The 14644-nt window shown below is 71.8% G+C and carries 14 protein-coding genes; 5 read left to right on the top strand and 9 right to left on the bottom strand.

Annotated features, from left to right (window positions below):
* The first annotated feature begins 37 nt into the window (after positions 1–37).
* From OF819_RS09370 to OF819_RS09360, 3 genes are all read left to right on the top strand, one after another.
* A complete protein-coding gene (locus tag OF819_RS09370; RefSeq protein ID WP_267242928.1) occupies positions 38–718 on the top strand; it encodes an MOSC domain-containing protein in 681 nt (226 codons plus the stop codon).
* Between the two features lie 93 nt (positions 719–811).
* Positions 812–2326, top strand: coding sequence for a multicopper oxidase family protein (locus OF819_RS09365; protein ID WP_267242927.1), 1515 nt, complete (start codon positions 812–814; stop codon positions 2324–2326).
* A gap of 10 nt (positions 2327–2336) precedes the next feature.
* Complete coding sequence (locus OF819_RS09360; RefSeq protein WP_267242926.1) at positions 2337–3110, top strand: SDR family NAD(P)-dependent oxidoreductase; 774 nt, start codon at positions 2337–2339, stop codon at positions 3108–3110.
* A 167-nt stretch (positions 3111–3277) separates the two neighbouring features.
* Here the strand turns inward: OF819_RS09360 and groL are convergent, their stop codons facing one another.
* From groL to OF819_RS09345, 3 genes are all read right to left on the bottom strand, one after another.
* Positions 3278–4906, bottom strand: coding sequence for a chaperonin GroEL (gene groL / locus OF819_RS09355; protein WP_267242925.1), 1629 nt, complete (start codon positions 4904–4906; stop codon positions 3278–3280).
* 100 nt (positions 4907–5006) lie between these two features.
* Positions 5007–5315 carry a co-chaperone GroES gene (gene groES, locus OF819_RS09350; RefSeq protein ID WP_066995800.1) on the bottom strand — a complete coding sequence of 103 codons (309 nt, stop codon included), beginning with the start codon at positions 5313–5315 and terminating at the stop codon, positions 5007–5009.
* Between the two features lie 309 nt (positions 5316–5624).
* Positions 5625–6557, bottom strand: a complete 933-nt coding sequence (locus tag OF819_RS09345; protein WP_267242924.1) for a polysaccharide deacetylase family protein — start codon at positions 6555–6557, stop codon at positions 5625–5627.
* A gap of 101 nt (positions 6558–6658) precedes the next feature.
* Here OF819_RS09345 and OF819_RS09340 point away from each other — a divergent pair, with 101 nt between their 5' ends.
* Positions 6659–7972: a THUMP-like domain-containing protein gene (locus tag OF819_RS09340; RefSeq protein ID WP_416370494.1), complete on the top strand. Its 1314-nt coding sequence runs from the start codon at positions 6659–6661 to the stop codon at positions 7970–7972.
* A gap of 328 nt (positions 7973–8300) precedes the next feature.
* Here OF819_RS09340 and OF819_RS09335 read toward each other — a convergent pair whose 3' ends face one another.
* Genes OF819_RS09335 through tsaB form a run of 4 tightly spaced genes read right to left on the bottom strand, consistent with a single transcriptional unit; the run spans position 8301 to position 10822 of the window.
* On the bottom strand, positions 8301–8585 hold the full coding sequence (locus tag OF819_RS09335; RefSeq protein ID WP_267242923.1) for a hypothetical protein: 285 nt from the start codon (positions 8583–8585) through the stop codon (positions 8301–8303).
* Positions 8582–9685: a tRNA (adenosine(37)-N6)-threonylcarbamoyltransferase complex transferase subunit TsaD gene (tsaD, locus tag OF819_RS09330; protein WP_267242922.1), complete on the bottom strand. Its 1104-nt coding sequence runs from the start codon at positions 9683–9685 to the stop codon at positions 8582–8584. The genes OF819_RS09335 and tsaD overlap by 4 nt, the downstream gene beginning before the upstream one ends.
* Entirely contained in the window at positions 9678–10172 is a 495-nt protein-coding gene (rimI, locus tag OF819_RS09325) for a ribosomal protein S18-alanine N-acetyltransferase (protein ID WP_267242921.1), read from the bottom strand. Before rimI ends, tsaD begins: the two co-directional genes overlap by 8 nt.
* Complete coding sequence (gene tsaB / locus OF819_RS09320) at positions 10169–10822, bottom strand: tRNA (adenosine(37)-N6)-threonylcarbamoyltransferase complex dimerization subunit type 1 TsaB (RefSeq protein ID WP_267242920.1); 654 nt, start codon at positions 10820–10822, stop codon at positions 10169–10171. Before tsaB ends, rimI begins: the two co-directional genes overlap by 4 nt.
* A gap of 275 nt (positions 10823–11097) precedes the next feature.
* Between tsaB and OF819_RS09315 the strand changes: the two genes are divergently transcribed.
* A complete protein-coding gene (locus tag OF819_RS09315) occupies positions 11098–11652 on the top strand; it encodes a hypothetical protein (RefSeq protein ID WP_267243050.1) in 555 nt (184 codons plus the stop codon).
* 1222 nt (positions 11653–12874) lie between these two features.
* Here OF819_RS09315 and tsaE read toward each other — a convergent pair.
* Together tsaE and OF819_RS09300 are read right to left on the bottom strand one after the other, a co-directional pair.
* Positions 12875–13399: a tRNA (adenosine(37)-N6)-threonylcarbamoyltransferase complex ATPase subunit type 1 TsaE gene (gene tsaE / locus OF819_RS09305; RefSeq protein ID WP_267242918.1), complete on the bottom strand. Its 525-nt coding sequence runs from the start codon at positions 13397–13399 to the stop codon at positions 12875–12877.
* Positions 13359–14636, bottom strand: a complete 1278-nt coding sequence (locus OF819_RS09300; protein ID WP_267242917.1) for an alpha/beta fold hydrolase — start codon at positions 14634–14636, stop codon at positions 13359–13361. The genes tsaE and OF819_RS09300 overlap by 41 nt, the downstream gene beginning before the upstream one ends.
* Positions 14637–14644: the final 8 nt, after the last annotated feature.

Here is a 14644-nt window from a genome sequence, read left to right as displayed (position 1 = left end):
TTGGTTGTCTTGGGGCGTGAGGGTTAGCGTGTCCGTTATGAAGCCCAGGCAGCTGCTGACCGTGAACGTGGGACGTCCCAAGGCCGTCGCCTACGCCGACATCGGCGTGACAGGGATCGACAAGCGGCCCGTGGAAGGCCCCGTCCGGGTGACGGAACCGGGGCCCAAGGGGCAGGGCGGCAGCGGCCTCGCCGGGGACTCCATCTGCGATCTGCGCCACCACGGCGGTTCGGACCAGGCGGTCTACGCCTTCGCCCGCGAGGATCTCGACCGCTGGGAGCGCGAGCTCGGCCGGCCGCTTCCCAATGGCGCGTTCGGCGAGAACCTCACCGTCAGCGGGGTGGACGTGACCGGTGCGAAGATCGGCGAGCGCTGGCGGATCGGCGGGGATCTGGTGCTGGAGGTGACCAGCGGCCGCGTCCCCTGCCGTACGTTCGCGGCCTGGCTGGGAGAGAAGGGCTGGGTGAAACGATTCACCCAGGACTCCGCGCCGGGGGCATATCTGCGGGTCGTCGAGTCCGGCGAGATCCGCGCGGGCGACCCGATCGAGATCGTGCACCGTCCGGACCACGACGTGACCGTTCAGAAGGCGTTCCGCGCCGAGACGCTGGAGCGGAGGCTGCTGCCTGAGGTGCTCGCCGCGGGGGACGCGCTCCACGCCGGCCTGCGCAGGGACGCGCTCGCCTATGTCGAGAAGTACGGCGACGGCGACTCGTAGGGGAAATCCCCGACGGGTCCGGGGAGTTGTTTCGGGGATCGCTCGGGGGCCGTCCCCGATGTGCGCGCGAGCGCGGGCCGGGAGTCTGGAGCCATGTCCCGACTCAAGCGCGTCATCATTCTCGTCACGACGGTCGCCGTCGTCGCCGGCCTGGCGCTCGGCGGCGGGGCCGTGTGGCTGTACTCCGACGCCAAGGTGTCCACCGCCGGCTCAACCACGTTCCGCAACGAGCTGGCCGTTCCGCCACTCGCGAAGTCGCGGGTGAAAGCGGACGGGACACGCGTCTTCGATCTGACGATGCAGTCCGGGCACAAGGAGTTCATACGGGGGAAGAAGACGCCGACCTGGGGCTTCAACGGCGACTATCTCGGTCCGACGCTGCGGGCGGCACGCGGGGAGAAGGTCGAGGTGAAGGTCGCCAACCGGCTCGGCGAGGCGTCCACCGTGCACTGGCACGGGATGCATCTGCCCGCGGCCATGGACGGGGGCCCGCACCAGATGGTCGCCCCCGGCCGGACGTGGACGCCGCACTGGACGGTGGATCAGCCCGCCGCCTCCCTCTGGTACCACCCGCATCCGCACGGCAAGACGGAGAAGCATGTGCAGCGCGGGCTGGCCGGGATGCTCCTGCTGGACGACGAGCGGTCCTCGGGCCTTGCGCTGCCGAAGACCTACGGAGTCGACGATCTGCCGGTCATCGTCCAGGATGTGCGGTTCGACGGAGCGGAGTTCGATCACGGGCACCGGCTGATGAGCGACACCGGCTTCCTCGGTGACCGCACGATGGTCAACGGCACGCTCGACCCCTATAGGGAGGTCCGGGACGAGCGGGTGCGGCTGCGGCTGCTCAACGCCTCGACCGCGCGTGTCTACGCCTTCGGATTCTCCGACGGCCGGGAGTTCTCACTGATCGGCACGGACGGCGGGCTGCTGGAGCAGGCCGTGCCCATGGACCGGATACGGCTCTCGCCCGGCGAGCGCGCCGAGATCGTCGTACGGATGGAGCCGGGCGAGAAGACAGTGCTGCGCAGCTTCCCGCCGCAGGATCTGGGAGAAGGCTGGCAGAAGCGCTTCAACGGCGGCGACGACACCTTCGACATACTCCAGCTGAGGGCCGGCCAGAAGCTGCGTCCCTCACCCGAGATCCCGGACCGGCTGGGCGAACTGGAGCTGCCGAAGGCCTCCGACACGGTCCGGGGGCGGTTCTTCGGGCTGCGGACGTCGGGCATCAACGGCAAGAAGATGGACATGGGCCGGATCGACGAGACGGTCACGCGCGGCACCGCGGAGACCTGGACGGTGCGCAATGAGCACGGCACTCCGCACAACTTCCATGTGCACGACGTGCAGTTCCGGGTGCTGGAGGTGGACGGCAAGCGGCCGCCGGCGGAGCTGCGCGGCGCGAAGGACACGATATTCGTCCCCGGACGCACGACCGTGAAACTGGCGATGCGGTTCGACGGACCCCCAGATCCGGACGTTCCGTATATGTACCACTGCCATCTGCTGTACCACGAGGACCTGGGGATGATGGGCCAGTTCGTGGTGGTCGACCAGGGGCAGAAGGCCGGCCGGGTCCATGTCCCGGAGGGTCACGAGGGGCACTAACGTGCCGCCTATGACGACTGCACTGATTACGGGAGCGACCGCGGGGATCGGCGCCGCGTTCGCCCGGCGGCTCGGGTCTCAGGGCCACAACCTGGTGCTGGTGGCCCGTGACACCGAGCGCCTTCAGCGACAGGCCACGGAGCTGCACGACCGGCATGGCATCGAGGCGGAGGTGCTGACGGCCGATCTGGCGACGGAGGAGGGAATCACGGCGGTCGAGCGCAGGCTCGTCGACCGCAGGGAGCCGGTCGATCTGCTCGTCAACAACGCGGGCTTCGGCAACAAGGGGCGCTTTCTGGAGGTGCCCATGGCCGATGAGCTGACGATGCTGAAGGTGCACTGCGAGGCAGTGCTGCGGCTGACCTCGGCCGCGGCCGAGTCGATGCGGGAGCGCGGTCGGGGCGGGGTGGTCAATGTGGCCTCGGTCGCCGCGTTCGTGCCGCGCGGCACCTATGGCGCGTCCAAGGCGTGGGTGGTGCAGTTCACCCAGGGCGCGGCGCGGGACATGGCCGGTTCCGGGGTGCGGCTGATGGCGCTCTGCCCGGGCTTTGTGCGGACCGAGTTCCACCAGCGGGCCGGGATGGGGACAGACAACATCCCGGGGTGGATGTGGCTGGACGCGGACAAGCTGGTCGCGGAGGCGCTGGCGGACCTGGCGCGCGGCAAGACCCTGTCGGTTCCGGACCCGCGCTACAAGGCGCTGATGGGGGTGGTGAAGCTGACGCCGCGTGCCCTGCTCGGCGGGATCACCTCCAGGACAGGCCGCAAGTACGGGCCCCAGTAGCGCTGTCGGCGGCGTCGCCGTCCAGGGCACGGCGGTCAGCGACGGCCCAGAGGAAAGCGGGGCGGAAAGCCGTGAGGCCCGGCGCCCCGTGAGCGGGGTGCCGGGCCTCATCGGCGTGCGGCGCGACGTGCGTCAGAGACGGGCGTCAACAGCGCGCCGGAGGCGCGTCAGTGGGCGTGGCCGTGACCGTGGCCGTGGCCCGCGTCGGCCTCCTCCTCTTCCTTCTTCTCGACGACCAGGGTCTCGGTCGTGAGCAGCAGGGAGGCGATGGAGGCGGCGTTCTCCAGGGCGGAGCGGGTGACCTTGACCGGGTCGATGACGCCGGCCTTGACCAGGTCGCCGTACTCGCCGGTGGCGGCGTTGAAGCCCTGGCCCTTGTCCAGCTCGGCCACCTTGGAGGTGATCACGTAGCCCTCCAGGCCGGCGTTCTCGGCGATCCAGCGCAGCGGCTCGACGACCGCGCGGCGGACGACGGCGACACCGGTGGCCTCGTCGCCCTCCTTGCCGAGGCTGTCCTCAAGCACCTTGGCCGCGTGGACCAGCGCGGAGCCGCCACCGGAGACGATGCCCTCCTCGACCGCTGCGCGGGTCGCGGAGATGGCGTCCTCCAGACGGTGCTTCTTCTCCTTCAGCTCCACTTCGGTGGCGGCGCCGACCCGGATCACGCACACACCGCCGGCCAGCTTGGCGAGGCGCTCCTGGAGCTTCTCGCGGTCCCAGTCGGAGTCGGTGGTCTCGATCTCGGCCTTGATCTGGTTGACGCGGCCCTTGACGTCCTCGGCGTTTCCGCCGCCGTCGACGATCGTCGTGTCGTCCTTGGTGACGGTCACACGGCGGGCGCTGCCCAGCACGTCGAGACCGGCCTGGTCCAGCTTGAGGCCGACCTCCTCGGCGATGACGGTGGCGCCGGTGAGGGTGGCCATGTCGCCGAGCATCGCCTTGCGGCGGTCGCCGAAGCCGGGGGCCTTGACGGCCACCGCGTTGAAGGTGCCGCGGATCTTGTTGACGACGAGGGTGGACAGTGCCTCGCCCTCGACGTCCTCGGCGATGATCAGCAGCGGCTTGCTGGAGCCGGCCTGGATGATCTTCTCAAGCAGCGGCAGCAGGTCCTGGATCGCGGAGATCTTGCCCTGGTGGATCAGGATGTACGGGTCGTCGAGGACGGCCTCCATACGCTCCTGGTCGGTGACCATGTACGGGGAGAGGTAGCCCTTGTCGAAGGCCATGCCCTCGGTGAAGTCCAGCTCAAGACCGAAGGTGTTGGACTCCTCGACGGTGATCACACCGTCCTTGCCGACCTTGTCCATCGCCTCGGCGATCAGCTCGCCGACCTGCTGGTCCTGCGCGGAGAGCGCGGCGACCGCAGCGATGTCGGTCTTCTCCTCAATCGGGCGGGCGGTGGCGATCAGCTCGTCGGAGACGGCCTTGACCGCGGCGTCGATGCCCCGCTTCAGAGCGGCCGGGGAGGCGCCGGCGGCCACGTTGCGCAGACCCTCGCGGACCAGCGCCTGGGCCAGCACGGTGGCGGTGGTGGTGCCGTCGCCCGCGATGTCGTTGGTCTTGGTCGCCACCTCCTTGACGAGCTGCGCGCCGAGGTTCTCGTACGCGTCCTCGACCTCCACCTCACGGGCGATGGTCACACCGTCGTTGGTGATGGTGGGCGCGCCGAACTTCTTGTCGATGACAACGTTGCGACCGCGGGGGCCGATGGTCACCTTGACGGTGTCGGCCAGCTTGTTGACGCCGCGCTCAAGGGCGCGACGCGCGTCCTCGTCGAACTTCAGGATCTTCGCCATGGGAGCTTCTCAGTCCTCTCAATGGAACTGCGCCCCCGGCGCCCGGCTTACATAGGTACGCGGGGGGCCAGGGGCGCAGATCACGGCAATGCCGGGTGAATTACTTCTCGATGATCGCGAGCACGTCGCGAGCGGAGAGGACGAGGTACTCGTCGCCGTTGTACTTCACCTCGGTGCCGCCGTACTTGCTGTAGAGCACGACGTCGCCGACCTTGACGTCGAGCGGCAGGCGCTCGCCGTTCTCGAAACGGCCCGGGCCCACGGCCAGGACAGCGCCCTCCTGGGGCTTCTCCTTGGCGGTGTCCGGAATGACCAGGCCAGAGGCCGTGGTCTGCTCGGCGTCGAGCGGCTGGACCACGATACGGTCCTCAAGCGGCTTGATGGCAACCTTGGAGCTGGTGGTCGTCACGATCCGACCTCCCCCTTCGGAGATCTCACGGGGTTAACTGATCTGAGGTGGCGACCAGGTGGATCCGTCGTCGCGGGTGCCGGACCTGCCCGTCGCTGTGTCTGGCACTCTCCGGTGGGGAGTGCCAGAGCCGAGACTATGACTGCGATTAGCACTCGGTCAAGCGGAGTGCCAGTAGAGCACCCGTTTCGGCCGTGCGGTGTCCGAAGGCCGCCGCCCGCGCGGCCCGCCCGGCAGCCGCGTCCAGCCGCGTTCCCGCTTCTCAGACCGCAGCTCAGGCACGCCACGGAGGCGCGGCTTAGACGCAGCTCAGACGTAGTCCTCCAGCCTGGCGACGGCGTAACCCTTCGCCGTCACCGTGTTCATCACCCGACGGATCATGTCCGGCATCGTGCCCTTCCAGTCCCCCCGCCCCCTGAAGTGCGTGAGGATGATGTCGCCCGGGTGCAGATCCCGGTCCCACTCCCGCCACTCCATCCGGTCGGGGAACCCCTCGGCCGCCCACAGCGGCACCGCCTTGATCCCGCACGACTGTGCGGCGCGCAGCGTGTCCTTGTTGTAGTTGCCGTACGGCGGCCGGAACAGCCGGGGCCGGGTGCCGTAACGCTTCTCCAGCTTGTCCTGCTGGCCGCAGATCTCCCGCTTCTGCTCGGCGTACGACAGCGCGGGCAGATAGCGGTGGTTCAGCGTGTGGTTGTGCAGGGCGACGCCGCGGTCCTGCATCCGCTTGAAGTAGCCGTAGTCGTCGTCGATCACATAGTCGCTGAGGAAGGCGCTGTACGGGATCCGCAGCTCGGACATCATCCGCAGCAGGTCCGGGTCCTTCTCCGCACCGTCGTCGATCGTCAGGAAGACGACTTTCTCCTTCACCGGCACCGTGGTGAAGACCGGCGGCAGCGAGGCTCCGCCCGCGACCTCGAAGCCCTTGCGCGTGGTGATCTCCGGCTTGACCGGGGGCGGCGAAGGGGCGGTCAGCGGCGTCTGCTTCAGGCCCCATGTGCGGGCCGCGGCGACGCGGGCGGCGTGCTCCTTCTTCACCCGCTCGACATACGCGGTGAGCGCGCCGGCCGCGCCCTGCTGCGCCTCCTGGCCGGCGGCGGGCCGGGAGGCGTCGTCGCCCGCGACGCCACAGCCGGAGCCAAGGGCGGCGGCCAGCAGGAGGGCGAGCGCCACGCCGGACCGCGACGCGCTTCCCGTTCGTCGATACGACCTACTTCTTACCTTTTGTCTGACCAGCTGCATGGCGTCGCATCCTGACAGCACGGCGCGCCGCGCCCGGTGCGACACCCCGCCGGAGCCGCCGCCGCGAGCGGACCATCCCCCGCCTGGCCGACAATGTCCCGGTGAACGCCGCCGAAGCCCCCGACTCCCCCGACTCCCCCGATGCCTCCGGCGCTGCTGGCGCCTCCTCCGGCGCCCTCGCCTCCTTCGCCGCGCTGCGCACCGAGGAAGGCGCGGCGCTGCTGGCGGGACTGGCCTCCTACGACCCGGTGCAGGAGCTGGCCGTCGCCACCCGGCTGCGCCGCGACCACCCGGCGGAGCTCGTCTCCGCCGCCCTGGGGCAGGCGCGGCTGCGGCAGCGGGCCGCGGCCAAGTTCGGCGCGGACGACGCACAGCGGATGTTCTTCACCCCGAACGGCGTCGAGCAGGCGACCCGCCGCTCCGTCGCCGCTTACCGCGCCGGTCGCCTCGCCGCCCTCGGCGTGCGCAGCGTCGCCGATCTGTGCAGCGGCATCGGCGGCGACGCGATCGCTTTCGCCCGCGCGGGCATCCGCGTCCTCGCCGTGGACCGGGACCCGCTGACCGCGGAGGCCGTACGGGCCAACGCCGAGGCACTGGGGCTCGCCGGCCTGATCGAGGTCCGGTGCGCGGATGTGACGGACGTCGACGTCTCGGCGTACGACGCGGTCTTCGTCGACCCCGCGCGGCGCGGCAAGTCGGGGCCGACGGCCCGCGGCGGGCGCAGCGGGCCCGGCGCGGGCAGCGGGCGGATCTTTGACCCGGAGGCGTACTCCCCGCCCCTGTCGTGGGCGGTCGGCGCGGCCCGCTCCCGTCCCCACGCCGCACTGAAGGTCGCCCCCGGCATCCCCCACGAGGCGGTCCCCGACGACGCCGAAGCGGAGTGGATCTCCGACGGAGGCGATGTGAAGGAGGCCGTGCTCTGGTTCGGCACCCGTCCGGGCACGGTGACGGCGACCCTGCTGCCCGGCCCCCGCTCCCTGACCGGCCGGGGACTGCCCGACCCGCCCGTACGGAAGGTGGGCCGCTATCTGTACGAGCCCGACGGCGCGGTCATCCGCGCGCATCTGGTCGCCGAGGCGGCCGAGGAACTCGACGGCGGGCTGATCGACGGGACGATCGCGTACATCACCGCCGACGAACTGCGTCCCACGCCGTATGCGACGGCGTACGAGATCACCGACGAGCTTCCCTTCAACGTCAAGCGCCTCAAGGCGCTGCTGCGTGAGCGCGGGGCGGGGGTGCTGACGGTGAAGAAGCGCGGCTCGGCGGTGGAGCCGGAGGAGTTGCGCCGCAAGGTGAAGTCCGCGCTGGGGCATGGTCCGCACGCGGTGACGGTGTTTCTGACGAGGGTGGCGGGGGCGCCGACGATGCTGCTGGGGCGGCCGGCTGGCTCTCCCCTGCGGCCCTGCCCGTAACTGGGGCTCCGCCCCAGACCCCGTACGGCCTGAAGGCCGTGTCCTCACACTCCCCCAGATGCCTCCCCCCCCAGACTCCGTCCGGGGGTACCCCCACGGAAGTGCCCCCAGCGGCAGCTGGGGGAGATTGAGGCGCGGGGGTCCGGGGGCGGAGCCCCCGGTTACGGAAGGGCGGCGGCTTTTGTTCGCAGCAGTTCCCACAGAAAACGCGGCATGGTGACTCCTCGGGCCGTATGGGGGCGGGGCCGTTCCCCGCCTCGCACCCCATGCGTCGAACGGGACGGCCCCGGATCGACACCCCGGGAGGAATTCTTCTCAGAATTTCCTCTCAGTGAGTCTCCGCCCCGGCGGCCTCGACCGACTCGAAGCGCCAGCGGTGCACCGGACGGGTGATCAGATCCGCGTCCGGCTCCGGCAGCTCAGGCGGCTCGGGCGACTGCGCTCCCCCGTCGTCGGTCTCCCACCAGGTGATGACCAGCACCCGGTCCCCGGCCGCCCGGAATGTCTCACGGCGCAGCGGATCGCGCGCGAGGCGCTGCGTCCGGGCCCACTCCAGCAGCTCCGCGCCGCGCCCCTGGACGGCCCGGGCCTCCCACATCAGCGCCAGCCTCACGAGTAGAGGTTCTCCTTGCTGATCTCATGCACATGATCATGATCGTGATCATGTGCAGGGGACGGCACATGCGGGTCGGTCACCGGAAGCGACGAGTCCGCGGAGAGTTCGAAGTCGGAGACCGGCCGGTTGCGGGCCACCATCTCCGCTCCGAGCGCCGCCACCATCGCGCCGTTGTCCGTGCACAGCCCGGGCCGGGGCACGCGCAGCCGGATGCCCGCCCGTTCGCACCGCTCCTCGGCGAGCGCCCGCAGCCGCGAGTTGGCCGCGACGCCGCCGCCGATCATCAGATGGTCGACGCCCTCGTCCTTGCAGGCGCGTACGGCCTTGCGGGTCAGCACATCGACCACGGCCTCCTGGAAGGACGCGGCCACATCCCGTACGGGCACCTCCTCGCCCGCCGCGCGCTTGGCCTCGATCCAGCGGGCCACGGCGGTCTTCAGCCCGGAGAAGGAGAAGTCGTACGCGGGGTCCCGCGGCCCGCTCAGCCCGCGCGGGAAGGCGATCGCCTCCGGGTCGCCCTCCCTGGCCAGCCGGTCGATCACCGGACCGCCCGGGAAGCCCAGGTCGAGCACGCGCGCGATCTTGTCGAACGCCTCGCCCGCCGCGTCGTCGATCGTCGCGCCCATCGGGCGCACATCGCTGGTGATGTCCGGCGCGAGCAGCAGCGAGGAGTGGCCGCCGGAGACCAGCAGCGCCATCGTCGGCTCGGGCAGCGGGCCGTGCTCCAGCTGATCGACGCAGATGTGCGAGGCGAGGTGGTTCACCCCGTAGAGCGGCTTGTTCAGCGCGTACGCGTACGCCTTGGCCGCGGACACGCCGACGAGCAGCGCGCCCGCCAGACCGGGGCCGGCGGTCACGGCGATGCCGTCGAGGTCCCGGGCGCTGACGCCCGCCTGCTTCAGTGCGCGCTCGATCGTCGGGACCATCGCCTCCAGATGCGCGCGCGAGGCGATCTCCGGGACCACTCCGCCGTAGCGGGCGTGGGTGTCCACGCTGGAGGCGACGGCGTCGGCGAGCAGCGTCGTGCCGCGGACGATGCCGACACCGGTCTCGTCGCAGGAGGTCTCGATGCCGAGTACGAGAGGTTCGTCAGCCATCTTGTCGATTCTCAGTTCCTTGTACGGTCAGGCGCATGACGAGGGCGTCGACATTGCCTGGCTGGTAGTAGCCGCGGCGGAAGCCGATTGGTTCAAACCCGAAGCGCTCGTACAGCTTCTGGGCCCTGGTGTTGTCCACCCGCACTTCGAGGAGCACCTCGTCGCACTCGAAGGCGGTGGCGTGGCGGAGCAGTTCGGTCAGCAGCAGGGAGCCGAGGCCGCCGCCCTGCTCCTCCGGGGCGACGGCGATGGTGAGCACATCGCCGAGGCCGCCGGCGGCCCCCAGCCCCGCATAGCCGACGATACGGCCGTCGGCCGGCCGCTCGGCCACGATGTAGCGGCGGGTGGCCCGCGGGCCGCGCGCATGGGCCAGCTCGGACCAGAACATGCCCGGCGACCAGGCGTCCTCGGGGAACAGCGCCTGTTCCAGAGCCAGCACCTGCTCCAGGTCCCACCAGCGCATCTCGCGCAGCACGGGGGCGGTCACTTGGGGGTGACCACCTTGTAGTTCTTGGGCACCTGCGCGTCGGGGCGGCGCAGATACAGCGGCAGCGGCGGCAGGAACTCCTCGCCCGCGGCCAGCTTCCGCGCGGCCAGATCCGCCAGCGCGGCGGCCGACACATGCTCCGGTCCGCGGGCGTCGGTGAACACCTCGGGGTACAGCGCCGCTCCGGCGCCCACCGCCGGGAGTCCGGCGACCTGCCCGTCGATCTCCGCGGGACGGTCGACCGCGGGCCCCGTGACCCGTCTGCCCGCCGCGTCGTACCGCGCCCAGTAGACCTCCTTGCGGCGGGCGTCCGTCACCACCGTGCACGGCTCGTCCAGCCCGGCGGCATGGGCGAGGCCGTCCAGCGTGCACAGGCCATGCACCGGCACCCCGAGCGCGGAGCCGAAGGTCACGGCCGTCGCGAGGCCGACGCGGAGCCCGGTGTACGGGCCCGGGCCGACGCCGACGACCACACCGGTGACGGCGTCGAGTTTCACCCCCGCCTCGGCGAGAACGCGGTCGACGGCGGGCAGCAGCAGTTCCCCGTGCCGGCGGGCGTCGACGCGAGAGGACTCGGCGACGACGGAGCCGCCGTCGTGCAGAGCGGCGGTGACGGCGGGGGTGGCGGTATCAACGGCGAGCAAGAGCACGCAAACAGCCTACGGCCACGGCGGGGGGTGCACGGCGTCCCGTGGACGGCGACGGCGGCTGCTACCGTCACCACGGACGACGGGTACGCACGGATGCGCGGGTGCGTGCGGCGCGCGGGTACGCGTGGTACGCAGGTGCGCGCGGCGCACACGGTGCGCGGGTGCAAGCAGGTGCGTACGGGTACGCGGGTGTGCGCGTGCGCGGGTGTGCATACGGATGCGCGGGTGGCGCGGTGAAAGGTGGGCAGACGGTGGCACGGAGCAGCTCGGGGATGGTGGCCGGGCTCACGGCGGCCGCGCTGGCGGCGGTCGGTTTCCTCGCCTACCAGGCTTCGGCGAGCGCCCCTGACGATCTCGGCAGGGCCCGTACGCCGAGCGTCTCCCCCTCCCCCGGCGCATCCGGCGCGCCCGGCGGCTCCGGCGCACCCGCCGCGAAGAAGCCCGACCCCACGGTGCTGCCCGCCGACTCCGGGACGGGTGTACGCCTGGTCTACGCGCTCAAAGACCGGCGGGTCTGGCTTGTGGACGACAAGAACAAGGCCATCCGGACCTTCGAGGTCATGCCGTCCACCGTCAGCCCGCAGCCGGGCACCTACTCCGTCACCTCCCGCTCGGGCAGCGTCACCGGATCGGACGGCGTCCCCATCGAGCACGTCGTGCGCTTCGCCAGCGTCGACGATGTGACCATCGGCTTCAGCGCCGCCGTCGACGGGTCGATGGCGTCGCCGGACCCGTCCAGGAAAACGGGCGGCGTACGGATGGGGCGGGCGGACGGCGACGCGGTGTGGCGCTTCGCGACGATCGGCTCCAAGGTGGTCGTGCTGCCCTGACGGGGTCCCCTGCGGGGGCCCGGGCGGGGGGTGCGGGTCGCCCGTGGCCCGGGCGGGTGCCTTTCCGGCGCGGGATGCGGGGTGCTCTCCGGGGCGCGGCTGCCCGCCTGTGGGGGCTTCCCGTGGCCCGGGCAGGTGCTTGTCCCTCCCTCCCGCCCGTTTCCAGCACCCCGCCGGGCGCGGGGCCAAGGTGCTCCGGGGTGCGGCTGCCCGGCCGCCCAGGTCGCCCCTGGCCCGGGCCGGTGCCTTTCCCACCCTCCCGCCCGTTTCCAGTGCTCCGCCGGGTGCGGGCGGGTGGGTGGGGGTCCGGCACGCCGCCGGGCGCGGGTGAAGGGGAACCCGCACCCTGCCGGGTGCGGGGACGCCGGGGCAGCCGACCCGTCTTGGGCGGAGGGGCCGTGCAGGGTCGCCCCCGCAGAGGACCGGCGGCAAGACCGGGGTCACCCGAAGCAAGGGCGGTCACGCCGCCGGCCTTGAGGAGGTGAGCCCGGAGGGGCCCCGACCACCCGAGGCGGGACAAGACCCCACACCCCAAGAAACCCAAGAAACAAGCAACCCGCACCCGGCAAGGACCCGCGCCCCGCGAAGACGGGCACGCCCGGGAAACCCCCACGGCGCGCAGCGCCGACGGGGGTGTGCGGGGCGAAGCCCCCACACCCACACAGGGCGGGTGGGCGGGAAAAGAACCCGCACCCGCGGAGACCGGCACGCCCGGGAAACCCCCACGGCGCGCAGCGCCGCACAGGGGTGCGCGGGGCGAAGCCCCCGCACCCGAGAGGGCGGGAGGGTGGGAAAGAGACCCGCACCCCGCGGGGACGGCAACCGGGCCGGAGGCCGCTACGCGGCGCGCCGCACTTCCTCCGCCCCTTCCTCCGGGCCCCGCCCGTCCCCCGGCGGCGTCGAGACCGCATTCGCTGCGGCGCAGGACGCCAGAAGGTCGCTCATCGGGACGCCCGACGGCGACGGCGACACCGAAGCCGAATCCGACGCCGTCGTCGACGGCGGCGACGACGCTTGCGTCCGCGGCGCTTCGCGCTCGGATGCCGGCATGGAAGCCTCCCGGGGGCTTAGTTAGGCACACCTAACCAGGACTGACTACCATGTCACCACGCCCGCCGACCCCGACGCAAGAATTTGCCGACAGCTTGTCGGCACCTTCGTCGGAACGTACAGCTCCGAACGGCTCCCCGGCCGGCCCCAGCCGCAGCCCGCCGGCCGCGCCTCAGCCCGCCGCCGCCCCCAGATCCACGCTCGTCCACCGCTCCCCGTATCCGGTCAGCGTCACCTCGCGCCGGTCGTCGTCCGTGCTGCCCACGACCCGGTGGATCCGTACCTGCAGACGGTCGTCGGACAGGTCCTCGACCTTCCCCTCGCCCCACTCCACGACCACCACCGACTCCGGCAGCGACACATCGAGGTCGAGGTCCTCCATCTCGTCCAGGCCGCCGCCCAGCCGGTAGGCGTCCACGTGGACGAGCGCCGGTCCGCCGGTCAGCGACGGGTGGACGCGCGCGATGACGAACGTCGGGGAGGTGACGGCCCCCCGTACGCCGAGGCCCTCGCCGAGCCCCCGCGTCAGCGTGGTTTTGCCTGCGCCCAGCTCGCCGCTGAGCATGACCAGATCCCCGGGGCGCACCAGTTTCGCGAGTCTGCGCCCCAGTTCCTGCATCTGCTCGGGGGAGTCGACCGGGAGCTGGAGGGATGATTCAGCCGCCGGATGTGCCGGGCTGCTGTGCGGTGCTTCCATACGGCTCAACGTTAGCGGTTCGCGGCACCGCGCCGACCCGCGCCAGCAGGTCCGCCAGCCGGTCGGTGACGGCTTCCGGGTGCTCCAGCATGACCAGATGCCCGGCGTCCGGCACCAGGACCAGCTCCGCGTCCGGCAGCCGGTCGGCGATCGCCTCGCTGTGCGAGCTGGGCGTGACCAGGTCCCGCTCCCCCGCCAGCACCAGCACCGGCACCTCCAGGAAGACCTCCAGCGCCGCGGACTTGTCGTGTTCGGCGAAGGCCGGATAGAACTCGGCGACCACATCGATCGGCGTGGATTCGATCAGCCGCTCCGCGAACCGCGTGACCGCCGGGTCCACGTCCTTCGACGAGAACGAGTACCGCTTGATCAGCCCGGCGAAGAGATCCGCCGTCGCCCGCCGCCCGCGCTCCACCAGATCGGCCTGTGTGCCGAGCGCCCTGAGCACGCCGGGCAGCACCCGCCGCACCGCGTTCACCCCGGCCACCGGCAGCCCGTAGCTGACCTCGTCGAGCCGGCCTCCCGACGTGCCCACGAACGCCGCGCCGACGACGCGCTCACGCACCAGCTCGGGGCAGTGCGCGGCGAGGGCCATCATCGTCATGCCGCCCATGGAGTGGCCGACCAGCACCAGCGGCCCCTCGGGGGCGGCCGCGTCGATGACCGCCTTGAGGTCGCGGCCGAGCTGGTCGATGGAGACCGGCACGCCGTCCTGGCCCGCCTGCGCCCGGCCGCGCGCCGAACGGCCGTGGCTGCGCTGGTCCCAGTACACCGTGCGCACCAGACCGCGCAGCGCGGCGCGCTGGAAGTGCCAGGAGTCCTGGCTGAGGCAGTAGCCGTGGCTGAAGACGACCGTCACCGGCGCGGGCGATCTGCGCCCGAACAGCCTGCGGCGGCGCGGCCCCGCCTGGCCGCCAGCCGTCTCCGGGTCCACCTCGTCGACCTCGTACCACAGCTCGGTGCCGTCGTCGGCGATCGCCTTGCCGGGGGTGCCGCGCAGCGATCCGTACGGCGCCGAGGCGTCGAGGGCGAGGCGTGCCTTCCTGCGCATGCCGCGGCCGACGGTGAGCCGCTCGACCGCGACGCCCGCGGCGGCACCGGCCGCGAGCACCCCTATGGCGGCGCCGGCGATGCCCGCCCGGCGCCAGACGCCCGCCGCGGCCGTCGCAGCCGTCGCAGCCGCTGCCGCCGCCGATGCGGCCGCGGCAGCGCCGTCCTCCGTGCTGGTCTCGCTCACCCTCCGCT

The sequence above is a fragment of the Streptomyces sp. PR69 genome (assembly GCF_026420845.1).
Lineage (GTDB): Bacteria > Actinomycetota > Actinomycetes > Streptomycetales > Streptomycetaceae > Streptomyces.
This window is presented reverse-complemented; position numbering and strand designations above follow the sequence as displayed.